This is a genomic window from Paraburkholderia sp. 22099 (assembly GCF_052045835.1).
Classification (GTDB): domain Bacteria; phylum Pseudomonadota; class Gammaproteobacteria; order Burkholderiales; family Burkholderiaceae; genus Paraburkholderia; species Paraburkholderia terricola.
The window spans coordinates 21,711-44,542 of the sequence record NZ_JBQEPU010000041.1; the positions used below are offsets into that span (position 1 = coordinate 21,711).

The window sequence follows — 22,832 nt, forward strand, 5'->3', positions numbered from 1 at the left end:
GTTGGCAAGTCAGCAACGTCAATTCATTGAACTCAAACGAAAGACCGGTTCGAGCGGCTGTTGAAGCGGTGTATGGTCCGGCGCGGCCTGCATGATGTCGGCCATGTACTCCCACCATTTGCGCATCACGTCGAGTTGCGGCAACTCGTGCATCGCGTGATTCGTGGTGCGCGTGAGAATGGCGAAGAGATGATTCGACTCCGCGTCGAAGAAAATCCGGTACTCGCGCACGCCGGCGTTGTGCAATGCGTCAACCAGTTCGGGCCAGATTTGCGCGTGACGTCGTTCGTATTCCTCGCGCATGCCGGGGTTGAGCACCATACGGAAAGCGATTGTTTCCATGCCTGTCTTCCCTCGAAGGCGGGCATCTTCCCGCCGAAACGTGCAAGCACCCGATGCGACTATAATTCCTGCGTCGATAGCATCTCAATCCGTTGTTGGGATTGGGCGATCCACAAACCGAATCGCACCGGAACCATGAGCCAACACGCAGCCACCGTCGCCCTCGTCAATCGGCTCAAGTTCAAGCACCTCGCCCTGCTCGTCGCGCTCGACGACGCCCGCAATCTCCATCAAGCCGCCGAAGCGGTCAACGTCGCGCAGCCCAGCGCGAGCCGCATGCTCGGCGACATCGAGGAAGCGTTCGGCTTCCTGCTGTTCGAGCGCAACGCGCGCGGCATGACGCCCACGCCGCTCGGTGTGGTCACGTTGGCCTACGCGCGGCGCGCGCTCGCCGAGTTGACCCGTTTCGCCGAAGACCTCGACGTGAAGCGCCGCGGCGGCCATGGACAGTTGACCGTCGGGGCGATCATGGGCGCCGCGCCCGATCTGCTCGCGATGGCGGTTGCCGCGCTGAAAACCGAAAGCCCCTTGCTCAACGTGCGCATTCTCGGCGAAACCAGCGACCAGGTCGTGCAATTGCTGCATCGCCGCGAGGTCGACCTCGCGCTCGGACGGCTGACCAGTCCGCTGCAACACAACGATTTCAGTTTCGAGCCGCTCGCGCGCGAAACCTTGCTGCTCGTCGTGCGTTCGGTGCATCCGCTCGCGCAGCGCACGCGCGTCACGCTGCGCGAACTGATCGACTGGCCGTGGGTCGCGCAACCGGTTACGAGCCCGGCGCGCGTGTTGTTCGAAGAAGAACTCGCGCGCGCGGGACTCGCGACGCCGGTGAACCTGACCGAATGCGCGTCGATCTTCGCGACGCTGCAATTGCTTGAAAACTACGATGCGGTGGCGATGCTGCCGGAGTCGGTCGTGCGCGATCATGTGCGCGGCAAATTGCTGGTCGCATTGCCGCTCGAAATCGGCAAGAGCCTCTCCGGCTTCGGCATTCTCACGCGCAAGGAAGAACCCCTCGCCGAACCGGCGCTGCGTTTCATCGACCTGTTGCGCGGCTTCTCGCGCAAGCTCGCACGCGACGATTCCGCGCCGTCCGCGGCGGACCCCGCCAGCGCGCCGGCTACGACTCATTGAATTCGGCATCGCGCGTTATTTCAGCGTTATTGCAGCGTGATTTCAACGTCATTGCAGGTTGACGAACAGGCCGCCGTCCACCAGCAAGGCCGCGCCCGTCACATAGCGCGCGCGGTCGGAGGCGAGAAACACCACGCAATCGGCGACGTCTTCCGGGCGGCCCAGGCGGCCGAGCGGAATGCGCTTTTCGAAGTAGGCTTTTTTCGCTTCGTCGGCAAGATCTTCCGCGTTCAGGTCGGTAGCGATGGTGCCCGGCATCACCGAATTGCAGCGAATGCCGAAGGGCCCCAACGCGACCGCGCACGATTGCATCAGCGAATGCACGCCCGCCTTGGTGGGCGTGTAATGCGTCTGCATGCCGCCGCCGACTAGCGCGCTGATCGAACTCGTCGCCACGATCGCGCCGCCCGTGCCCTGCGCCTTCATCTGCTGGGCGGCCGCTTGCGTGACGTAGAACGCGCCGTTCAGATTCACCGCCACCGTCGACTCCAACACTTCCGGCGGCATGTCGAGAAAGGCGTGAAACGGACAAATACCGGCGTTGCTCGCGAGCACGTCCACCTTGCCGAACGCTTCGACCGTATGGCGCACGAGCTGCTGACCGGTTTCGCGCGCGGCCACGTTGCCTTCGATCGCGATCGCGCGCCGCCCCAGCGCCTCGATTTCGCCGACCACTTCCGCGACGGCGGAACGGCGCCCATACGATGCGTCGTTATCGCCCCAGTAGTTGATCGCCACGTCCGCGCCTTCCGCCGCGCACGCGACGGCGATCGCGCGGCCGATGCCCCGCGAGCCGCCGGTGACGATCACGACCTTGTCCTTGAGCAGCACGTCACTCTCCTTTGCCTGGATCCATGGTGCGCGAGTGCGCCGCGCCGCGTTCAACGCGGGTACGGCCGCACCAGCTTGCATTCGGGATTGAGTCTCACGCCGAAGCCCGGCGTGTCCGGCACCTTCATTCGTCCATTCACGGGCACCGGTTCGTCGAGCAGCAGCGGCGTGAACATCGGCACGACCTGATCGGCTTTCGGCGCCATCATCAGAAACTCGGCGAACGGCGAGTTGTGCCGCGTGACGACGAAATGATAGCTATACACCGACGAACCGTGCGGCACCACCATCACATTATGCGCATCGGCCAGCGCGGAAATCTTGATCAACTCGGTGATGCCGCCGCACCAGCCCACGTCGGGCTGAATCAGATCGCAGCATTGCATTTCCAGCAGCATGCGAAAACCCCAGCGCGTCGCCTCGTGTTCGCCGGTGGACACCATCATGCCGCGCGGCACCTTGCGGCGCAGTTCGGCGTAACCCCAGTAGTCGTCGGGCGGCAGGCATTCCTCGATCCACTTCAGGCCGTATTCGTGCGCCGCTTGCGCGAGACGCGTCGCATACGGCACGTCGAGGCTCATCCAGCAGTCGATCATCAGCCAGAAGTCGTCGCCGACGCGGCTGCGCATCTCCGCCAGCTTCTCGATGTTCTGCCTGAACCCTGCTTCGCCTTCAGCGGGACCATGCTGCAACGGCAGCTTGCCGCCGATGAAGCCCATCTCCTTCGCAAGATCGGGCCGCGCGCCGGTCGCATAGAACACGAGTTCGTCGCGCACCGGTCCGCCCAGCAGTTGATACACCGGCTCCTTGCGCACCTTCGCGAGCAGATCCCACAGCGCGAGGTCCACGCCCGAGATCGTATTCAGCACCACGCCCTTGCGGCCGTAGTACAACGTGGAGAAGTACATCTGATCCCACATCTTCTCGATGTCGGTAACGAGTTGCCCTTCGAGAAAACGCGCGAGATGCTTCTCGACGATGAACGCGCCGATCTCGCCGCCCGTCGTCACCGCGAAGCCGACCGTGCCGTCGCTCGCCTCGATCTCCACGACGAGCGTGCCGAGCACATTGATGCCGAACGACTGGCGGCTCTGGCGATACTCGGGGTAACGCGCCATTGGCGTGGCAATGTGATCGTCGATCCAGTGTCCGCCGGGTTGGTCGTGATAGTCCGCACCGCCGCCGCGGACGATGAAGGCACGCACGTGCCGGATAGTGGGCATGGCCATGAAAGGGGCTCCGTGATTGATGCGTCGAACGTGCAACCCGAAATACGCCTAGCGGGCGCGGTGCAGTAAGTGTTGGAAAGCGCCGCTCGCCGGTGCGCCGTCGCGGCGCAGCAGCGTGCCGATCAGCAGCGCGGCCAGCAGACTCGACACGCCCAGCACGACGAGTCCCGCCGAGGTCGACGCAAACGCCCTTTCGGCCGCGGTACGCAAGCTCGGTGCGATGAAACCGCCGAGGCTGCCGAGCGAATTGATCAACGCGATGCCGCCTGCCGCCGCGGCGCCGGTGAGATAGCGCGTGGGGAACGTCCAGAACAGCGGTTGCGCCGCGATGAAACCGCTTGCCGCGCAGCACAGCGCGATGAGTCCGATCGACGGGTTAGGCGCGAGCCCCGACACGCCGATGCCGAGCCCCGCGACGATCAGCAGCGCGACTGCCCAGCGCCGATGACCGCCCGTGCGATCCGCGCGGCGCGGCACGTACCAGGTGACGGCGAGCGCGCACAGCCACGGCAATGCGGCGACGACGCCGACCCGCAAACCGACCGTCGTGCCGAGCAACGCGGCCACCTGTTGCGGCAGATAGAAGATCACGCCGTACACGCTCATCTGGATCAGCAGATAGATCGCGGACAGCAATAACACGCGGCGGTCCACCAGCGCGGCGAGAATGCGATGCGGACCATGAGCCGACGCGGCGCGCGCATCTTCGTCGAGCGCGTTGCGCAAACTCGTGCGTTCCCGTGCGTCGAGCCAACGCGCGTCTTCCGGGCGGTTGTCGAGATACCAGAACGCCCACACGCCGACCAGCGAGGCCAATACGCCTTCGACCAGAAAGAGCCACTGCCAGCCGGTCAGGCCCAGGGCGCCGTGCAATTCGAGCAACGAACCCGACAACGGACTGCCGAAAATGAACGCGAGCGGCGCACCGAAATAAAAGAGGCCGACAGCGCGAGCACGCGCCGCTTGCGGAAACCAGTGCGTCAGGTAATAGATCACGCCGGGAAAGAAACCCGCTTCGGCCACGCCGAGCAGAAAGCGCAGCGTATAGAACGCGGTGGGCGTATGCGCGAGACACATCGCCGCCGACACGAGCCCCCACGTCACCATGATCCGGCACATCCACGCTCGCGCGCCGACCCGGTGCAGCAGAAGATTGCTCGGCACCTCGAACAGCGCATAGCCGACGAAAAACACCCCCGCGCCGAATGCGAACGCCGCGTTCGACAAACCCGTATCGTGCTGCAACGCCTTCTGCGCGAAACCGATATTGGCGCGATCGAGAAACGCGAGAACGTACATCAGCAACAGAAACGGCAACAGCCGGCGCATGACCTTGCTGTTGATCGCCTCCAGTGAAACGGGCGCATGCGGGTTCATGTCGTCTCCTTCGCTGGGACGCGGCCAGCGGTTTTGGGCCTTTATATGCGCTGCTGCAATGAGGCTCGCAGGCGATGAGCGCGGCTCAGTAAGTCGCCCGGCCGCCCGACAGATCGAACACCGAGCCGGTGCTGAACGCGCAGTCTTCCGATGCCAGCCACAGAATCAGCGAGGCTGCTTCTTCCGGCAACAGAAAACGGTTCATCGGGATCTTCGAGAGCATGTAGTCGATATGCTGCTGCGACATCGAATCGAAAATTTCGGTCTTGGCCGCGGCGGGCGTGACCGCGTTGACGAGGATGTTCTTCGTCGCGAGTTCCTTGCCGAGCGATTTGGTCAGGCCGATCAGCCCCGCCTTCGAGGCGCTGTAGTGCGACGCGTTCGGGTTGCCTTCCTTGCCGGCCACCGAGGCGATATTCACGATCCGGCCATAGCCCTGCTGGAGCATGTGCGGCACGACCGCGCGGCAGGTGAGATACGGGCCGATCAGATTCACGTCGATCACGCGGCGCCACACGTCGGGCTCCAGTTCCCATGTGGCGCCGTTGCCGCCCGTGATGCCCGCGCAATTGATCAGCACGTCGATCGCGCCGTGCCCGGCGACGGTTTGCGTCACCGCCTGCGCGACGCTCGCTTCCTGCGTGAGTTCGACGGTGACGGCGGTGACCTTGCCCAGCTCGCTCAACTCGCGCTGGCTGCGCGCGAGACGTTCGGCGTCGATGTCCCAGAGGGCGACCGACGCCCCTGAGTTCAGCGCCCGTTGCGCCACCGCGTAGCCGATGCCGCGCGCGCCGCCGGTAATGGCGACGACGCGCCCCTCCAGATCGATTCGATTCATCGCTGTGCTCCTGTGGCACGCCGGGCGGCGTGCCTTTGCGTTGTTGTAGGTCTGCCGGCTGCTTACCGTTCAGCCAATATACGAGCGCGGCGATGCGATAACAATTCGAGTATTTGAAAGGGTGATAACAAAAGCGAATCGGGTGACGTGGGCAGCGCCACTATCGACGTGCGGCCCTCATGCCTTTTCGGCAAGCGAGGTCGCAACGGTTTGGATAATCAATGTATAGGGCGGGCGCGTTCGGGGGCAGTTCTTTAGAACGGTCCGCGGCTGGCGAGGTGAGCGTATTCATCCTTGAGCATTTGAATGCGGTGCCGATACGCCGCGACAAGACATGCCTCGTTCGCCCCGCATTTCTTGCGCACATTCAGCCATGCCTGCTGCTCGTCCTGCATGTTGCCGCGCGCGCCCATGGCAACGAGGCCCGTCAAGGTTTCGTAGCGAACGGTCATTTCGACGTCCAGTTCGCTCAGTTGCCGGGACGCGCATATCGCTTTTTCGTCAGGCAGACGCGCCTCGTTGCAGTCGAAGCCGGCAGCCAGTGCGGGAACCGACGCCAGCGTGAACGCGGTAAGGAGCGCCACGCGCGCGAGCCGCCCGATGCCTCGTTCAATCTCGTGTTCAATGCCGTGATTGCGTTGCGCGTTCATCATTCTTCCTGGCATGGCCGGACAGATTGTCCTGTTCATGTTGACCGCGCCTGCCATGCGATGTTCCGCGCAACGCGCGGTTCACGACTGCCCGTCGGCACACGCCGGACATGCGATCGTCCCCGCAGCCGCCTTTCGCGCGCTTCTGCCGAAACTGGCCAGCGCGGCCAGCCCCAGCAACGCGAGGCCGCTGCCGAACAGGAAGTCGACGGCAATGCCCACATGATCGACCACCATGCCGCCCACCAGCGACCCCAGCGCGATAGCGACCTGAATGATGCTGACGAACAGCGCCGAGCCCGCTTCCGGCGAATCCGGCGTGGCGCGTTGAATCCAGATGCTGAAGCACAGCGGCAGCGCGCCGAAGGCAATGCCCCACGCGAGCACGAGCGCCACGACGCCGAGCGGCGAATGCTGCAGCAGCGGCAACGAGACCAGCGCGAACATCAGCAGCGCGATCATCACGCCCAGCGAAATTTTCAGGTTGCGCGTGACCGTCGACGACACGGCGAAGTTCGAGATGAATCCAATCATGCCGAAGCCGAGCAACAGCCAGGTGATGGTCGGCATCGTCAGATTGGCATTGCGCAACAGGAACGGCGTGATGTACGTGTATGAGGAAAAATGCGCGCCGAACACGAGCGCCACCATCAGCATGCTTTTACGCGGATGCGGCCGGCGCAAGAGCCCCACCAGATCGCGCAGGCGCAATGCCGCGCTCGACGGCAACGAAGGCACGAAGACGAACTGCGCCACCAGCGCGAGTGCGACGAGCACGCCGGTCGCCATGAACGAGGCGCGCCATGACGCGAAGCTGGCAATGAACGTGCCGAGCGGCACGCCGATGACGGTGGCGCACGTTACGCCGGTGAGGATCGTGGCCATGGCTTTCGCCGAGTCTTTCGGCCGCACGAGGCGGGCCGACGCAGCCGTGGCGAGCGTCCAGAAACCGCCCAACGCGGCGCCGAGCAATGCGCGGCCGATCAGCATGACAACAAAGCTCGGCGCAAAGGCCGAAATCAGATTCGACGCCAGCAGTAACGCGGTGAGTAACAGAAAGACTTGCCGGCGATCCATGCGCCCCGCCACCAGCATCAAACCGGGCGCGGAGATTGCGGCGATCACGCCGGGCACGGTGACCATCAAGCCAGCGGTGCCGGGCAATACACCCAGTTCCGCCGCGATGCGCGGCAAGAGTCCGACCGGCAGAAACTCCGTGGTGACGAACGCGAACGCGCCGATTGCAACGGCCACGACCGCGAGCCACGAACGCAGGGACGACGCGGCCCCATCGTCGGACGAGGCGCTGCTCGCCGACAGGTTGTCTTCCATCAACATAGGATTGTTTGCGAGTTATTCAACAACGGGTGGAATTAGAGCGGCTTCACCTGACTAATCGATTCACGCACCGTAACCACGATTAAAAAAGCAGGCTCTTAATGGCCTGCCTGTGATTGCGATTCGGAAAATCAGCGGATGAAAACGAGAACGGAACACACCATAACATCGTATTAATTCGCCCGCTGACGACGCCGGAAAATCGCAGTCGGGGGTGGGGTTATTCGAAGGCGAGGCGCGAGACTTGCTCATCCCGCGCCTTGCTGCCTGCTGACGCTTTAGCGACCGAAATAGATCCTGCATTGCGAGCCGGAACCACACGGGCGGCTCTGTCCGCCGCCGGCTTCCGAACGGCCCGCGGCCACGCCGCCATATCCCACCGTTCCCGCGGCGGGCGTCGCGTTCTGCCCGGTGCCGCCGAGCGGCACATCGGTCGTGGCTTGCGCCGATTCGTTCGCGTCCTTCATCAGCGTCTGGCCCGACGTACCGGCGCCCTGCTCGCCCTGGGCCGCACCGGCCGCTGTCGGCGCGAGAAAGAGAACGGCGCTTGCCAATGCCATCAATAGAGCTAGTTTCATGTCCAGACTCCCTGCAATCCGGCGCAGCAGTTCCCGTCCTCCACAAAGAATCGGTCTGTGAAAAAGCGCCTCGTGGCCCGATCGAGCCGGCGGGCGAATCAACCTGATACGTGACTGCTGCGGCGAGTCACCGAACTAAACGAGTGATTAGTTGCCACACCTGTAACCGATGTCGAACGCTTGCAGATAGTCGGAATCGGACACTCAGGCCGGCAACGCGGAATTTTGCTCCGCAATTTCGTTATAGATCGGCCAGCAAGGAATTCAATCCCGGCGGTCCCGGCCCCTGTCGGCATCTATTTGGTGCGATAGGCCGCACGCGAAAACAAAAACCGCGCGGCCGGCGTGCATTGCTTCAACAGTGCGTTATGATGCTGGCATAATGAAAAAAATCGGCGTTCGCGCCAAACCCGCCGGGAGACGGGCGCGGAGATCAAGCCGGCCGTTCGTTAATCAGTGCATCGTCAGCATCGTTTTCCCAATTGCGCCGTGAGGCTCATCCAGCGTGATTGCCGCGCGGCGGAACCGGTGCGCTTGTCCATCCATTCACTGATTGGCATAGCCAGATTCATGGCGGCACGAGCGGGCATTAGCCTTATGCGATTTCTTTTGAACGATGGTTTTTTAACGCTGCCAGTGGCATTTCCTTCGATCAATCACCTACCCGCGGGCCGGCCCCATTCAGATGGGTTCCACGCTTTCGCGGCTTTCCCTTGCAATCTGTAATTGACAGAACGCCGGACGCTTTAGAAGGACGAATATCTTATGGACGAAAGGAAGCGAGATAGCATGATTGCGTATCTCCGCCACCGCATGGAAGAGTTTGGTATCGAACCGGAAGACCTTGCCGCCGTGCTGGCCGCCGAGCCGGCAGCGCAAAAGGCCGAACGCTACCGGAGCGCCACGGGAGATAGCTGGGACGGCCAGGGCGAAATGCCCCAATGGCTCAAACAGGCAATCAGCGCGGGTCAATCAATCGACCACTTCGAAATGTCGGCCAAGCCGTCGCCCCCACCGCAATCGAAGAAAAGGGTGGACTGGCAAAACGACCCCTTCGCGGGCAGCCCGCTCGCGCGTTCGAATAACGGCTAAGCCGCCGGGTGGCCGGGGTTGTCATTGCGCCAGCAAAATGCCGCTGTCGCGCGCCGGCGCCTCGATGCGTGAGGCTGCTTCCCGCATCGGTGCGGCGTACTGCGGCAATGCAATGAATGCGCTCACTCGGCGCACGATCTGCCAGAACATCTTTTCGAACAGGCGGAGTCGCTGCGCGTCCGATACGCCGTCCACCAGCGGATCAGCAAGGGCCCAGTTCAAAAGCTCGGGTTCGCCGGGGAAAAGAGGCGCATGATGTCCGGCGACGCGCTCGTCCATGGCGATGACCAGATCCATCCGCGGCGCCCATTCGCCGGTGAACTCCAGCCAGCTTTTCGGGCTGAGCGCGCCGAGCTCAGAAATGCCGGGACGCAATTGCGCGAGCGCGAACGGATGAACCGCCGCGGCCGGCTCGGGCCCCGCGCTGAACGCATCGAATCGATGTCCCGCCAGTTCGCGCAGCAAAGCTTCGGCAATGATGCTGCGCGCTGAATTCTCGCGACAGAGAAACAGCACCTTATATTTTTTGGTCACGCTTACCCCGTACCCTTGGTCTTTTCGTGTTTTTAGTGTTTTCGTGTTCCTGCGCGCCACTGTACCGACCGAGTCTTGCGCCCTCGTGACACTACGATGTCTCGATTTTTGACGCCACGGGATTTTTACCAGGGTTTCGACTAGCTGTGCAAAAGGCAAGTCTCAGCGCGCGCGATCAGTCGCGCGTCATCAAAGGTCACCAAAGATCACCAAGGGGCTTCTCTTCAGACGGAAGCGTCGGTATCGGTTCCGCCTGATACGGTGCGGTTGGCGGCATCGGTTCCGCCTGATACGGTGCGGTTGGCGGCATCGGCGGCGGCGTCTGCCGCGGCTGCCGGCAAGGGCTCGAACAACATGGCCGCCGGCTGTTGATTGATCGCCTTGACGCCATTGGCGATGCCGGGCGCCGCCACGTAGGGAATGAACGCCGCGAGCGCGACCACAACGATGAAAGTGAACATGGCGGTTCGCCTCCCAGGACATTTTATTAATTCTAGAGTCCCGGATTCGAAGGCCGAAGGCCGCCTTCCATATCAATTCGGTCTATTTCTATCGCCTGACGGCCAGTGAATGAGCCGTGCATGGCCTCATCAAAACCGCAAGCCATTCAGGAACTGGAACCAGAGGCTGCCCAATGCGCCGGCCGGATGTGCGTCGCTGGCGGGTTCTTCGCGTTTGCCTTGATCGGCGCGGGGGCTTGCCGCTTCATGAGTCGTTGCAGCGTGCTTTTTCAACGAGGTGGCCGCGGCCTCGGTTTCGGCCTGAACCTCTTCGACACCCTCGGCCCGCTCAGCCTCGGCGGCGAGGTCCGCCTTTGCGGCCTCGCGCCGCGCCGCCTGCAAGGCCGCCACGCTGTCCGCGATCTGCGCGGCTCGCCGCGCCTCGCAGCGACGCCCCAGCAGCACGCCGAATAGCACGTCGCGATTGTGGCCTTCGTCGGCGAAACGCATGGCGAGCGAGACCATTTCCGCATACGCCGCTTCGTCGGCCGCGCGCGCCGCCGCCTCGCGTTTCGCTTGCGCCTCCTGCCGGCGTGCGCGCTGCGCTTCCCAGCCGCGCATCTGCTCGGCATAGACCGCGTCGTAGACCTTGCGCTGCGCGGCGTCGGAGAGGATCGCGTACGCGTCCTTGATGTCCTGGAAGGCGGCGCGCGCCACTTCTTCCGCGCCGCTGTTGCGATCGGGATGCCACTTCATCGCAGCCTTGCGATAGGCGCGCTTGATCTCTTCGTGGGTGGCGTGCATGGGCACGCCGAGCGTGTCATATAGGGTTGTCATCGCTTGCTCGACCTCGCCTGGAATCGCTTCGCGGAGCATCGTAGCATGCGAAAGACAGCCTTATCGTGAAGCGGCCGGCGTTCGGGCCGCGCAACATCCCAGGCAAAAAAAGGCCTCGCCACTGACGCAGCGAGGCCCAATCCCATGTCAAGGAGATGTCATGGAGGAGACGATCCGATCATAGCCGCGCGTCGTCGCGCGCCCAAACAATCGTTCTCCCTATGCTTATTCGGTCTCGATGGAAGTGCATTGCAGCGCTCGTCGCGCCTGCCTTCCGGCGCTCGCGGCAGGGCCGTGAGCGTGTCGTAAGCCGCGCGGTTATATCGTTAGAACAAAAAGTCGCTTCGCTCGGCTGCCCGCGATCATTAACATGACACTTCAAAGTCCGGTTCGCCCCGGCCCGTCTGCGCGCAAGCCCGCGCCAGCGTACCGTGAGCCGCTACCGAAGGAGCGTTTTCGTTGACCAGTTTCAATCATCAGCACCGGCCGCTCGTCGTCGGCATCGGCGGCACCACGCGCGCCGCCTCGTCCACCGAGCGCGCGCTCGGCTTCGCGTTGCGCGGCGCCGAAGCCGCCGGCGCGGACACCCGTCTGTTCGGCGGCACGTTCCTGCATAGCCTGCCTCACTACGCGCCGGAAAACCCGCAACGCACCGCCGAACAGCTCGAACTGATCGAAGCCGTGCGCCACGCGGATGCGCTGATCATCGCCACGCCCGGCTATCACGGCGGCGTATCCGGTCTCGTCAAGAACGCGCTCGACACACTGGAAGAACTGCGCGCCGACGAGCGTCCGTACCTGGATGGCCGCGCGATCGGCTGCATCGTCACCGCGTATGGCTGGCAGGCGGCCGGCTCGGTGCTGACGTCGCTACGCTCGATCGTCCACGCGTTGCGCGGCTGGCCGACGCCGTTCGGCGCCGGCATCAACACGCTGGAGACGCGGTTCGACACGGTCGATACCTGTTCCGATGCGAAGGTCGTCGATCAGCTCGCCACGGTCGGACAGCAGGCCGCGCAATTCGCGCTGGCGTTCAACGGGCATCGCACGCCGAGCGTGGCGGCGGTTGGCGGCGCGTCGATCAAGGAGGCGCAACCGGCTCGGTTGCTGCACGCGGTTTAGCGTCTTTTTTGCATGGCGTCGCGGCGCGGTGGGCCTCCGCGCTTGCGACCGGGCAATAGGCCTGGGCGTTTGCCTGGCCGCTTTCGTTGTTTCGCCCGTTCTCCGTTCTCCGTTCTCCGTTCTCCGTTCTCCGCTAACCGCTCTCCGTTCTCCGTTCTCCGCTAACCGCTCTCCGCTCTTCCGTTCTCCGCTGTTCCGCTAACCGCTCGCCCGCTTCGAGCCCACCCGCAGACCGTTGCCGCCCTCGTTCTTCCACAACCACCGGTTCCACGCCACACCCCGCTCACCAGAACAGTGCGCCACACAACAGACCGTGCCCGCGCAACGCCGGATAGTGTCCAGAACCTCGCTGATTTGCTTACGACGAAACATTGGTTCACCCGCTGCGCGCCACGGCCTACGCTTGACCCTGTCCGCTGATTCAGCGGCCGCCCGACGCCATGCAACGGTGTCGCATGCGCCGGCATCCGGGCATCGCATGCGTGCACATTCACCGCCACGATCATGAACGCACATATCCGCTACAAGGGCTACGAAGTCGCACCGGCTGCGCAACAACTGCCCAATGGCCTGTTCGCCGCCAACCTGACCATCGAGAAAACCACCGCGAGCCACGGCCAGGCCTACTCGTTTGACGCGCTCGATTATTTCTTCGACGAGGAACACGCGCTCGCCTACGCATTCCGCTGGGGACGCATGTGGATCGATAACCACCAGTAGCGTCGGCGACCGCCGATAGCGGCGGCGATCCGCACACCGTGGCGCGGCAAGCGCAACCTGGCGCAATCGGGCGAGCGACCACCAAGCATGCGGCGGCAAACAGCGGCAAGCAGCGGCAAGCAGCGGCCCGCATTGCGTCACTCCGGCATCCTGTTTCAAGCGGTTGTGCCAGAATAGGCGACACATCGAGCTCGCTCTCTCTGTACGCCGCCATGTCCGACAGACTGATAGAAGATGTTGCCGACGACCGCACCCTGCGCCATTGGACATTCACCGGCGCCGCCCGCGTGAAGTTCGGTTCAGAAGCGCACAAGCAGATGTTTTGCCGCATGCTGCTTGAAACCCACAACCCCTATAAACCAGCCGTACTCGAATGGCCAGCGCTCGAGCCGGACGCGCTCGAACGCCTGTGTTCACTGCCCATCTGGGACATCGCGGTGCAAACCGAAGGCCGCGCCTCGATCAACGTCCACACCTATGCCGCCCAAGTGAGCGACCCGCTGCTGCGCGAAGCGATCCGCATGGATGGCGACGAGGAAGCGCGCCACAAGCGCGTGCTCTCCAAACTGATCGCCGCTTACGGCATCGAGATCGCCCCCGAGCCGGCCTATCCGGCGCCGCGCGACCCCGAGTGGGCGTGGATGCGCACGGGCTATAGCGAGTGCATCGACAGCTTCTTCGCGTTCGGGCTGTTTCGTTCGGCGCAGCAGTCCGGCTATTTTCCGGAGTCGCTCGTCGAGACCTTCGAGCCGGTGATTCAGGAAGAGGCGCGCCACATTCTGTTCTTCGCCAACTGGGTCGCATGGCATCGGCGCACCATGCCGCTGTGGCGCAGGCCGTGGCATGCGCTGCGCGTGCTGGCGATCTGGACCGTGCTGATCTGGGAGCGCGTGGCGATCGCCAAGGGTATCGACGCCAACGGCGTCGTGCACGATTCGAATTTTCTGCCGGCCAACAGCAGCGTGATCGGCGAGGCGCTGAACGCGCGCGAGATGATCGAACTATGCATCGCGGAAAACGAGCGGCGCATGAGCGGCTACGATGCGAGACTGCTGCGTCCGAAGCTGGTGCCGGCGCTCGCACGCCTAGTGCTGCGCTTCATGAAATCCTCGCGCCGACCAGGCACGCCACCTTAAGGAGACGCAGGCCATGCCATGGACCGTCGATGCACAACTCGCGCTCACCGCCACCGAAGCCGTCGCCGCGATCCAGTCCGGCCGCCTCAGCGCCACCGACTATGCCGCCACGCTGCTCGCGCGCGCGGCGGCGCTCTCGAGCCTCAATGCGCTGACCGTGATCGATCTGGACGGCGCGCTGGCCGCCGCGCGGCGCATCGACGCATTGCCGGCATCGGAGAAAGCACGCTTGCCGCTCGCCGGCTTGCCGATCGTCGTGAAGGACAACATCCATACCGCGGGCTTGCAAACCTCGGCGGGCACGCCCGCACTCGAGCGCTTCGTGCCGAAGACGAACGCGCCGTCGGTGCAACGGCTCGTCGACGCCGGCGCGATCGTGCTCGGCAAGTCCAATATGCACGAGCTGGCGTTCGGCATCACGAGCACCAACCTCGCCCCGCATGCGGGCCCGGTGCGCAATCCCTACGATCCCTCGCTGATTCCGGGCGGCTCGTCGGGCGGCACCGCGGCGGCGATTGCCGCGCGCATCGTGCCCGCGGGTCTGGGCACCGACACCGGTGGCTCGACGCGCATTCCCGCCGCGCTGACGGGCACCGTGGGCTTTCGTCCGTCGGTCGGCAATGGCGGCGCCGAGCGGCGTTATCACGATCCGCTCGCCGTGGTGCCGATCAGCCACACGCGCGACACGGTCGGACCGATGGCGCGCACCGTCGCCGATATCGCCCTGCTCGACGGCGTCATCACCGGCGCCGGAGCGTTGCCGGCGCTGACGCTGAACGGCTTGCGCATCGGCTTGCCCGCGCCGCTTTGGGAAGGGCTCGAACGGCAGGTGGACGACGTGGCGCGCGCCGCGTTGAAGCGGCTGGAAGCGGCGGGCGTGGCGTTGGTGCCGCTTGCGATGAGCGAGCTGGAAGATCTGAACGCGAGGGTGGGCGGTCCCATCGCGATTCATGAACCGCGCGAGGACGTGCTGGCCTGGCTCATCGCCAACGACGCGCCGGTCAGGACGCTCGCCGACATGGCGGCCCGCATCGCGAGCCCGGACGTGCGGGCGATCTACGACGCCGTGCTCGACGACGCGCTCGGCGCACGCTACGACGCGGCGCTGAACCTGTGGCGTCCGCGCTTGCAGCAGTACATTGCCGCGACTTTCGCCGACGAGCATCTCCACGCGCTGCTGTTTCCCACCACCCGCCTCGCCGCGGTGCCGATCGACGAACTGAACGGTTCGTCGACGGTCTCGATCGACGGCTCCGCCCCCATCGACACCATGGACGCGTTCCTGCGCAATACCGATCCGGCCAGCACGTCCGGCATTCCCGGGCTTTCGCTCGCCGCGGGCATGACCGCGAGCGGCTTGCCGGTCGGCCTCGAACTGGATGGGCCGCTCGGCGAGGATCGCCGGCTGCTGGCGATCGGTGTCGCATTCGAACGGTTGCTCGGCGTGCTGCCGGCGCCGGTGCTGTAACGCCGACGCCGATGACACTGCCGATGAGAACAACGACAAGCGATACGCTCGCCTCCGCCCGCACCAGGCGGCCCCTGTTGCGCAGCGCGGCCGCATGGGCCGCGGCACTCGTCGTCGCGCTCGCCGCCGGCGCGTGCGCGCGCCTCGCCGCGGTCGACTCCAATGCGTTGTGGAAGATCGTCGATCTGCGCTGCGTGCCGTCGCAACAGGCCACCGGCACGCCGGGCCAATGCACCGCCGTCGATCTCGACAAGCGCTATGCGATTCTGAAAGATATCGTCGGCCGCTCGCAGTATCTGCTGATTCCGACCGACCGCGTCACCGGTATCGAAAGCCCGCTCCTGTTCGCGCCGCATGCGCGCGACTATTGGGCCGACGCGTGGGCGGCGCGGCGTTATGTCGAGAAGTCGGTCAAGCGCTCGCTGCCCGACAACCAACTCGGCCTCGAAATCAACTCGAAGTACCGCCGCACGCAAAACCAGCTGCATATCCATATCGATTGCATGCATGCCGAGGTGAGCGCCGCGCTCGCGCGTCACGCGAAAGACGCCCCCGGCGAATGGCGCTGGGATACGCTCAACGGCAACCGCTACCGAATCATGCGCGTCACCACCCTCATGCAAGCAGGCAATCCGTTCAGCCTCGTCGCGCGAGACAATCAGAATGTCGAGGCGATGGCCATGCAAACCATCCTCGTGACGGGCGCGGGAGCATTCGCCGACAAGGACGGCTGGCTCGTCGTGAACAGCGGCATGGAGGTCGACAACGGCACCGGCTCGGCGGAAGGCTTGCTCGACCACGCGTGCCGCGTGGCGGACGGCGCCTGAGCGCCGGTCGCTTCGTCATTGCAGCGCCCGTGTAGCGTGGCGCAAGCGGTTGCCTATGCACGATCGGGCAGATGCATTGCCGAACAAAATGGTTCTGCTGCCGCGCATTGGTCCGTAGGATCGGTCCAAACATGCACTCCGACCGATCCGGCTCATGGCGACTTACCTCGACGATACGCAACGCAAGGCGCTCGCCCGGCTGGCGACAAGCTGGACGTGGCGCACCCAATGGCCCACGTGGACGCTGATCGTCACGATCTACAGCGGATGGTTCGGGGTGGCGACGCATGCGCGCGATTTCGGCTTGCCGCTGACCACGGTGCTGCTCGCCTTGTTCGGCACGTGGTACATGTCCTTGCAGCACGAACTGCTGCACGGTCATCCGACCCGTTCGCCGTTCGTCAACGCCCTGCTCGGCGTCGCGCCGCTGGCGGTGTGGTTTCCCTACGGCGTTTATCGTGATTCGCATCTTCAGCATCACGACGATCCGCATCTGACGAATCCGCAGCGCGATCCTGAAAGCTATTTCGTCAGCCACCGCATGTGGCAACGCGCGCCTCGGCCAATTCGCATGCTGCTGATGTTGCGCAATACGTTTATCGGGCGTCTGCTGGTCGGCCCGGCATTCGCTATCGCGGCATCGGGCGTGGATGCGTTCCGAAAGATCAATCGCGGCGATTGGCGCGACGTGCCGGCATGGCTCGCGCATTTCGCCATGCTGGCCGCGCTCACGTTCTGGCTGCAACGATCATGCGGAATACCGGCATGGGTGTTTATCCTCGGCGCGGGGTACGGGTCGTTGTCGCTGGGCTCGATCCGCTCGTTTCAGGAACATCGCGCGGCGCATGCTTGCGAACATCGCACGGTCATTAACGAAGCCGCGTGGTGCTGGCGGCTGCTGTTTCTGAACAACAACTATCATCTGGTTCATCATGATCTGCCGCACGTGCCGTGGTTTGCACTTCGACAGGTTTATGAAACCTCCCGCCAGCACTACATCGATCGATCTGGAGGCTTTCTGGTCAAGGGTTACAGCGAATGGTTCAGGCTCTACGTGTTCGCTCCGGTTGCAAGTCCGGTTTATGGAGACCTGTCCCGCTTGATCCCGAACGACCCCACTGCTTCCCGCAGATTTGCGGGTAAATTGCGGGTAAAATTCATGGTAGTTGTCCGTCAAGGTGAACTCCATGAAGCTGACCTACCTACTCCTGCTGAACGCCAAACCGCAAGACAAGCCCTATAAGCTCCGTGACCGCGACTCCATGTACATGCGGGTGTCGACTTCGGGTTCGAAGGCATGGAAATTTGACTACCGGCTGGATGGCAAGGATTGCAGTTATACACTTGGGCGATTCCCTGATCTGTCGATAAGCGACGCCCGCCAACGTCGCAACGAAGCGGCCAAGCTGGTGGCGTCCGGCATCCACCCCAAGGCCTATGAGAAGCAGTTGCAACTGCAGACGATCACACACAACAAGAATACCTTTTGGTCCGTCTGCGAGGACTGGATTGAAGAAAATCGCGACAGGTGGAGCGAATACTACTGCGGGCAGGCCATACGCTTTCTCTCACGCTATGTGAAAGATTCGCCGCTCGGGAAGATGCCCGCACGCGATATCAAGGTGGCCCACGTCTATGACCTGCTGCAGTCGATTGCCAAGCGCAAATCCCTTTCAGGTGATGAACGCAAGGCCGGGGGTGCGCCGCACATTGCAGTGCGACTGCGTCAGCACCTTAACGCAATTTTCAGGCTGGCGATTATCAGCGGGCGAGCCGATAACAACCGATTGCGGCTCTGAAGGTCTCAGACGTACTGACACTTCCAGCTACGCGTCACAATCGTGCGCTAGAGACCGATGAACTGATATGACTTTCCGTGTCAATTGGAATCGGTTTTCGTTTTCCTTTGGTGGATGCATGAATTTCCTGGAGGCGGCGTAGCAGTAAGTCTCGACGGTGGATCGCACTGAATTTCCGGACTCACGCGTACCGGGTATCTGTAGCTCCAGGCGGCCTCGACGAGCAGCTTTCTTGCATAGCTGTTACCGTTCTTCGTGATGCTGCCCTGGCGCCGCCGCTCACCCGAAGAATGTTCTGACGGCGTCACGCCCAGCCAGGCCATCAGCTGGCGCGGGTGCTCGAAGCGGGAGAAGTCCCCCAATTCGGAAAGCATGCCCACGGCGGTGATGAACTGTATGCCGCGCATGGTCTGCAGACCCAGAATGGCCGGATAGAATCGCCAGCCGACGACAGCTTCGTGCAAGGTCGCCTCGAGGCGCTCACATTGCGCAAACCTGTCTTCAATCGTGCGACGGCACTCGTCGAAGGCCAGTTGCTGCCAGTGGTTTGGAAATGCAAATACGCTTATCCATCGCCGGTGCGCGGGACCCCAGTTGGCGTTACCTGAGTAGCGGACTCCATGCGATAGCAGGAAGGACTTCAATCGCTGGCGGGCCTGTCTGAGATCTGCTTTCGCTGCCGCCCATGTGCGCGCCAGATCCCGGAATGCCTCATCTTCAACATCCGGTACGTGTACCGCTGACAGGTCGCCAGCGCGCAGTGCGCGTGCGAGCTTGACCGCGTCGCGTCGGTCCGTCTTGACACGCTCACCCGGTTTCTTCGGGATCAGGGACGGCGCGCATACCATGCAGTCGAATCCTCTCTCGACGAATTCCCTGTAGAGTCCATAGCCGCAGGGGCCGGCTTAATAGACAACGCGGACATGGTGCGCCTTCGACTGAACGCGCTTGCACAATCGATCGATATCCGCCTTCAGCGTTCCGATCTTGCCCAACAGTTCCACTTCGCCCATATCGATCGCGTACGCCACCGTGATCGACTCCTTGTGAACATCCAGACCGACAAACACCGTGCTATCGTGGTTCACGCTGGCCTCCGCGCTGGAAATCGCCGGGGTGTGCCCTGTGCACATCGTGCGGCTCTGGCAGTGATGCTAACCCGCGTCTGGTTCCTCACGGCGGGCCAGCCGCTGACTCACGGAAAGTCATACTGCCTAAAACGCGTGTTGGATGCCTTTACCGTCGTAGGAACACTACTCACGCGACAGGCCATGCGCCTGCTCTTGCTAACTTCGGTACGGACTGCAGAGCTGCGAGGCGCGACGTGGAAGGAAATAGACTTCAATACCGCGACATGGATCATTCCGATTGAGCGCATGAAAATGAGGCGTCCGCATATCGTGCCACTGAGTGCGCAGGCAGTTCAGGTTCTGGAGCAAATTCAAAAAATAACTGGTACTAAGGCCGCAGACGACCATCTGTTCCCGAATGTAAAAGACAAGTCTCGCCCGATGGCGGCGACCACAATTAATGCTGCGCTCATTCGCGCTGGATTCAACAACGAACGGCTATTCAGGGCGCATGGCGCACGTGGTACGTTTAGTACATGGGCGCACGAACAGGGATTTGCTCCACTGGCGGTTGAACGTCAGTTGGCCCACGTCGAGAAGAACCGGGCGAGCCGAGCATATAACAAAGCAGAGTTACTTCCTGAACGACGGAAAATGATGCAGGATTGGGGCGACTATCTCCAGAGCGTAAGCGGTTGATCGGTTTCCAGCAGTCGCTTGCGTCTCTGCAGCTCTTTAGAGCATGTTTCAAAATGAGTCGTCCGAGCGCTGAAGCGTTCGCCAGCAGATCAGGCAACAGGCGAGTTTGAGGAGCCCTTCATGGATGTCGGCACGACGCTCAAATCGCGTGCGAAGACGGCGGAATCCGTGCAGCCACGCATTGGTGCGCTCGACGACCCAACGTACTTTGCCAAGTCCGCTGCCGTGAGGTTCGCCGCGCCGGGCAATCGATGTAGGAATCCCGGCAGCGTGCAACGGCCGGCGATACCTGTCGTGATCGTAAGCCCGATCCGCATAGATTCGGCCTGGCTTGCGCAGTGGCCGACCACGCATACCGCGAACCGGTGGGATGGCGTCGACCAGTGGAAGCAGTTGCGTGATGTCGTTGCGGTTCGCGCCCGTCAGGATGATCGCGAGCGGCGTGCCGTTGGCGTCGGTGGCGACGTGATGTTTGGAACCGGGTCGCGCACGATCGGTGGGGTTCGGTCCAGTTTTTCGCCCGTCCCAACCGCTCGAACAGAAGTGGAATCGATGACGACGCGAGAGAAGTCGATCCGATCGGCAGCGCGCAACTTCGCGAGCAGGATCTCGTGCAGTCGGTCCCAAACGCCAGCCTGTTGCCAGTCGCGCAGGCGACGCCAGCAACTGATGCCCGATCCGCAGCCCATCTCGGAGGGTAGTTCGCTCCAGCGAATGCCGCTCTTGAGCACGAACAGTATTCCGGTCAGCGCAGCCCGATCGGCTACAGGCTTGCGCCCCGGATACCGGAAGCGCCTCGGCCTTGCTGGCGGCAAGAGTGGTTCGATCAACGGCCACAATTCGTCGTCGATGATTGGCTTGGCCATCTCCTCGTTCCGCTTGTCACAACGGTCGAGGTTAACAGCTTTGCGTTTGAGTTAACAGGGGGTTAAAGCTCTTTTTGAAACACTCTCTTAGACGCATAGCGTTCCTCTCTTTGGCTTGCGCCTTAATTTGCTGGAAACGCCTAAAGACTCTGTTTAACTAATTTCGCAACAGCCTCTTAGGCTAGTCCACTGCAGCGATAGCCGGCTAAAACCTGTCGTCCACCGCGTGCGCCAAGGACATTTCGGCCATCTCCGTGGGATAATTCGTACACTCGGCCACCCGGTCGCGAAAAGTCGAGCGGAGACGGAGGGATGCCGAATCGCCCGGAAAGCCTTTACAGGCAAGGCTTTTATAAAACGCCCTTCCACTACCCATACTTCTACCCATACTCAAAAGACCCGTTTTTCCGATTTTTGGAGCGGTCCCATTCGTGATTTCACCGGGCCGAAACACGGTTTTCCGTCCCCGCCCCCGGCGATCAAGTCACAGACCAAAATCATCCCGGAAACGATCGATTTGATGCATCCGCTCGTGCAGGATGGTGACGATGCCTACGTTACCGTCGGAGAGAAGGCGCCAATAGACGAAATGGTGTTCGTAACGGAAAAAATAGCCCTGAATGCCGAATTCCGCCGGAACGGGACGTGAAGGCGTTCGGTGATCAGCTATGCCGTCAAAGGCATCGAACAAACCAGCAATGTAGCGATCGGCCTGCTGCCCGCCCCACCGATCCCGCGTATACCGATAGATTTCGTCGATTCTGAAAGACGCCGCTTCCTGTATGCGGACCTGTACCCTTGGCATTCCTGTCAGGTCCGATTGCGCGCGATCACATCGGCCGCCGTCAATGGCTTATACGACGATTCAGGAGCGGCGTAGGCATGGGCCAGTTCAGCCTTGAGCCGCTCGAATTCCTTCGCCTCCCTCTGTTCCTTATCGCGACGAATTAGATCCCGAACGTACTCGCTGACATTCTCGTAGTCGCCATGTTCACCGACGTTCGCGGAAACAAAGTCGCTGAGCGGGCCGCTAAGGCGAACCGTCATCGTGGTAGGGGTCGTCCGAGACACAGTGCACTCCTAGTACATTATCGTATTCAATATACTCAAAAACGAATACGAAGGCAACCATACGACCGTCCGCGGACGGCCCCCGTATCGGCGGAATAGATACGGTAGTCTGGCCTTACCCATTGCGTCGCGCGCAGCTTTTGCCATCCAGCGTGTCGACTGACATTAGATACGGATACAAAACGACATTAGATCGGTATCGTGTTGGCGCGTACCCGGCAACCACCCACCAGACAGGCTGTATCCGCAAGTCATGTTACGGAGCAACTCGTCGACGAGTAAGGACGCGTACACTGAATGAAAGTCTATGCCGGACGCCCGCGTGCCAGACGTAGGTTGTGGCGCCAATCGTGCGTGACCAAACGGCTCCGAGCCTTGTCTCGTAAGGCTCTGCAGCTCGGCCCGAAGTGGCCGTACCGACACCTTTTACTCACACTAGCTACCCACACCCGTCGAAAATAGGCACGAGCGCTGAACATCGATGCGCCTTAACTTCACTATTTAGATTCCTTCTTCATGGATTTCGAGATTTTCTCAAATATGACAAGCGGCAGTTTGTTCGTGACGATGCAGCCATTTTTCCCGGCAGCTTTAACGGCAAGTACAACCGAATTTTTTTGAGACTCTGCGAGTGACCGGCCTTTTTCCGGATTGGCCTCTTTGACATGACTCAAGGCTTTCTTCGCAGCAACTTCCTCGTCTGCCGCCGACACAATCATTTCTAGGACGTGAGGATGATCCAGCGTCTTTACGTACGCCTTATAAAGCTTTTCGGCCATTTGACCCCTGACTTCGGTTTAAATGCAATATCGTGAAAAACGTATGATCACCCAA

Annotated in this window: 25 protein-coding genes and 1 pseudogene; 10 read left to right on the top strand and 16 right to left on the bottom strand. The window is 62.3% G+C overall.

Annotated elements, in window-relative coordinates:
- Positions 1-18: 18 nt before the first annotated feature.
- Positions 19-342: an L-rhamnose mutarotase gene (gene rhaM, locus ACTJLC_RS28260; protein ID WP_073432107.1), complete on the bottom strand. Its 324-nt coding sequence runs from the start codon at positions 340-342 to the stop codon at positions 19-21.
- Positions 343-477: 135 nt separating this feature from the next.
- Here rhaM and ACTJLC_RS28265 point away from each other — a divergent pair, with 135 nt between their 5' ends.
- Positions 478-1,476 (top strand): LysR family transcriptional regulator, encoded by a 999-nt coding sequence (locus ACTJLC_RS28265; RefSeq protein ID WP_073432106.1) that lies wholly within the window; start codon positions 478-480, stop codon positions 1,474-1,476.
- A gap of 48 nt (positions 1,477-1,524) precedes the next feature.
- On the opposite strand, the gene ACTJLC_RS28270 is transcribed toward ACTJLC_RS28265, so the two are convergent.
- The 7 genes from ACTJLC_RS28270 to ACTJLC_RS28300 all read right to left on the bottom strand — a co-directional run bounded on the left by ACTJLC_RS28270 (position 1,525) and on the right by ACTJLC_RS28300 (position 8,317).
- Complete coding sequence (locus ACTJLC_RS28270) at positions 1,525-2,307, bottom strand: SDR family NAD(P)-dependent oxidoreductase (RefSeq protein ID WP_073432105.1); 783 nt, start codon at positions 2,305-2,307, stop codon at positions 1,525-1,527.
- 50 nt (positions 2,308-2,357) lie between these two features.
- Positions 2,358-3,536 (bottom strand): L-rhamnonate dehydratase, encoded by a 1,179-nt coding sequence (rhmD, locus tag ACTJLC_RS28275; RefSeq protein WP_073432104.1) that lies wholly within the window; start codon positions 3,534-3,536, stop codon positions 2,358-2,360.
- Between the two features lie 48 nt (positions 3,537-3,584).
- On the bottom strand, positions 3,585-4,913 hold the full coding sequence (locus tag ACTJLC_RS28280) for an MFS transporter (RefSeq protein WP_073432103.1): 1,329 nt from the start codon (positions 4,911-4,913) through the stop codon (positions 3,585-3,587).
- Between the two features lie 85 nt (positions 4,914-4,998).
- Positions 4,999-5,751: an SDR family NAD(P)-dependent oxidoreductase gene (locus ACTJLC_RS28285; RefSeq protein WP_310135849.1), complete on the bottom strand. Its 753-nt coding sequence runs from the start codon at positions 5,749-5,751 to the stop codon at positions 4,999-5,001.
- 254 nt (positions 5,752-6,005) lie between these two features.
- Entirely contained in the window at positions 6,006-6,440 is a 435-nt protein-coding gene (locus ACTJLC_RS28290; RefSeq protein WP_310135851.1) for a lysozyme inhibitor LprI family protein, read from the bottom strand.
- 42 nt (positions 6,441-6,482) lie between these two features.
- Positions 6,483-7,739, bottom strand: coding sequence for an MFS transporter (locus ACTJLC_RS28295; RefSeq protein ID WP_310135853.1), 1,257 nt, complete (start codon positions 7,737-7,739; stop codon positions 6,483-6,485).
- Positions 7,740-8,017: 278 nt separating this feature from the next.
- A complete protein-coding gene (locus tag ACTJLC_RS28300; protein WP_073432100.1) occupies positions 8,018-8,317 on the bottom strand; it encodes a hypothetical protein in 300 nt (99 codons plus the stop codon).
- 765 nt (positions 8,318-9,082) lie between these two features.
- On the opposite strand from ACTJLC_RS28300, the gene ACTJLC_RS28305 reads away from it, so the two are divergent.
- Complete coding sequence (locus ACTJLC_RS28305; protein WP_073432099.1) at positions 9,083-9,409, top strand: H-NS histone family protein; 327 nt, start codon at positions 9,083-9,085, stop codon at positions 9,407-9,409.
- A gap of 21 nt (positions 9,410-9,430) precedes the next feature.
- Here the strand turns inward: ACTJLC_RS28305 and ACTJLC_RS28310 are convergent, their stop codons facing one another.
- From ACTJLC_RS28310 to ACTJLC_RS28320, 3 genes are all read right to left on the bottom strand, one after another.
- A complete protein-coding gene (locus ACTJLC_RS28310) occupies positions 9,431-9,943 on the bottom strand; it encodes an arsenate reductase/protein-tyrosine-phosphatase family protein (RefSeq protein ID WP_073432098.1) in 513 nt (170 codons plus the stop codon).
- Between the two features lie 224 nt (positions 9,944-10,167).
- Positions 10,168-10,404, bottom strand: coding sequence for a hypothetical protein (locus ACTJLC_RS28315; protein WP_083086330.1), 237 nt, complete (start codon positions 10,402-10,404; stop codon positions 10,168-10,170).
- Between the two features lie 129 nt (positions 10,405-10,533).
- Positions 10,534-11,220 carry a J domain-containing protein gene (locus ACTJLC_RS28320; RefSeq protein WP_083086411.1) on the bottom strand — a complete coding sequence of 229 codons (687 nt, stop codon included), beginning with the start codon at positions 11,218-11,220 and terminating at the stop codon, positions 10,534-10,536.
- 459 nt (positions 11,221-11,679) lie between these two features.
- On the opposite strand from ACTJLC_RS28320, the gene ACTJLC_RS28325 reads away from it, so the two are divergent.
- The 7 genes from ACTJLC_RS28325 to ACTJLC_RS28355 all read left to right on the top strand — a co-directional run bounded on the left by ACTJLC_RS28325 (position 11,680) and on the right by ACTJLC_RS28355 (position 18,292).
- The gene (locus ACTJLC_RS28325; protein WP_310135861.1) at positions 11,680-12,342 is read left to right on the top strand and encodes an NADPH-dependent FMN reductase; all 663 of its coding nucleotides are present in this window, start codon (positions 11,680-11,682) and stop codon (positions 12,340-12,342) included.
- Between the two features lie 504 nt (positions 12,343-12,846).
- Positions 12,847-13,062, top strand: coding sequence for a transcriptional regulator (locus ACTJLC_RS28330; RefSeq protein WP_073432095.1), 216 nt, complete (start codon positions 12,847-12,849; stop codon positions 13,060-13,062).
- A 212-nt stretch (positions 13,063-13,274) separates the two neighbouring features.
- Positions 13,275-14,198, top strand: a complete 924-nt coding sequence (locus ACTJLC_RS28335; RefSeq protein WP_310135862.1) for a ferritin-like domain-containing protein — start codon at positions 13,275-13,277, stop codon at positions 14,196-14,198.
- 13 nt (positions 14,199-14,211) lie between these two features.
- Positions 14,212-15,666 (top strand): indoleacetamide hydrolase, encoded by a 1,455-nt coding sequence (gene iaaH, locus ACTJLC_RS28340; RefSeq protein ID WP_440845900.1) that lies wholly within the window; start codon positions 14,212-14,214, stop codon positions 15,664-15,666.
- Between the two features lie 23 nt (positions 15,667-15,689).
- The gene (locus ACTJLC_RS28345; RefSeq protein WP_114164734.1) at positions 15,690-16,493 is read left to right on the top strand and encodes a CDP-diacylglycerol diphosphatase; all 804 of its coding nucleotides are present in this window, start codon (positions 15,690-15,692) and stop codon (positions 16,491-16,493) included.
- Between the two features lie 154 nt (positions 16,494-16,647).
- On the top strand, positions 16,648-17,736 hold the full coding sequence (locus ACTJLC_RS28350) for a fatty acid desaturase (RefSeq protein ID WP_083086323.1): 1,089 nt from the start codon (positions 16,648-16,650) through the stop codon (positions 17,734-17,736).
- Positions 17,681-18,292 carry a tyrosine-type recombinase/integrase gene (locus tag ACTJLC_RS28355; protein ID WP_083086321.1) on the top strand — a complete coding sequence of 204 codons (612 nt, stop codon included), beginning with the start codon at positions 17,681-17,683 and terminating at the stop codon, positions 18,290-18,292. The genes ACTJLC_RS28350 and ACTJLC_RS28355 overlap by 56 nt, the downstream gene beginning before the upstream one ends.
- 167 nt (positions 18,293-18,459) lie before the next feature.
- Here ACTJLC_RS28355 and ACTJLC_RS28360 read toward each other — a convergent pair.
- A pseudogene (locus tag ACTJLC_RS28360) lies at positions 18,460-19,425 on the bottom strand (IS110 family transposase); the annotation flags it as partial.
- 18 nt (positions 19,426-19,443) lie between these two features.
- Between ACTJLC_RS28360 and ACTJLC_RS28365 the strand changes: the two are divergent.
- A complete protein-coding gene (locus ACTJLC_RS28365) occupies positions 19,444-20,061 on the top strand; it encodes a tyrosine-type recombinase/integrase (RefSeq protein ID WP_083086320.1) in 618 nt (205 codons plus the stop codon).
- A gap of 48 nt (positions 20,062-20,109) precedes the next feature.
- Here ACTJLC_RS28365 and ACTJLC_RS28370 read toward each other — a convergent pair.
- From ACTJLC_RS28370 to ACTJLC_RS28385, 4 genes are all read right to left on the bottom strand, one after another.
- Positions 20,110-20,927 (bottom strand): IS5 family transposase gene (locus tag ACTJLC_RS28370; RefSeq protein WP_310135866.1). Its coding sequence is split into 2 segments (ribosomal slippage): positions 20,110-20,585 and positions 20,585-20,927, totalling 819 coding nucleotides; the frame shifts between segments, so codons are not numbered across the junction.
- 484 nt (positions 20,928-21,411) lie between these two features.
- Positions 21,412-21,732: a type II toxin-antitoxin system RelE/ParE family toxin gene (locus ACTJLC_RS28375; protein WP_006051390.1), complete on the bottom strand. Its 321-nt coding sequence runs from the start codon at positions 21,730-21,732 to the stop codon at positions 21,412-21,414.
- Between the two features lie 5 nt (positions 21,733-21,737).
- Positions 21,738-21,974 (bottom strand): ribbon-helix-helix domain-containing protein, encoded by a 237-nt coding sequence (locus ACTJLC_RS28380; RefSeq protein WP_006051389.1) that lies wholly within the window; start codon positions 21,972-21,974, stop codon positions 21,738-21,740.
- A 521-nt stretch (positions 21,975-22,495) separates the two neighbouring features.
- Positions 22,496-22,777 carry a hypothetical protein gene (locus ACTJLC_RS28385; protein WP_310135869.1) on the bottom strand — a complete coding sequence of 94 codons (282 nt, stop codon included), beginning with the start codon at positions 22,775-22,777 and terminating at the stop codon, positions 22,496-22,498.
- Positions 22,778-22,832: the final 55 nt, after the last annotated feature.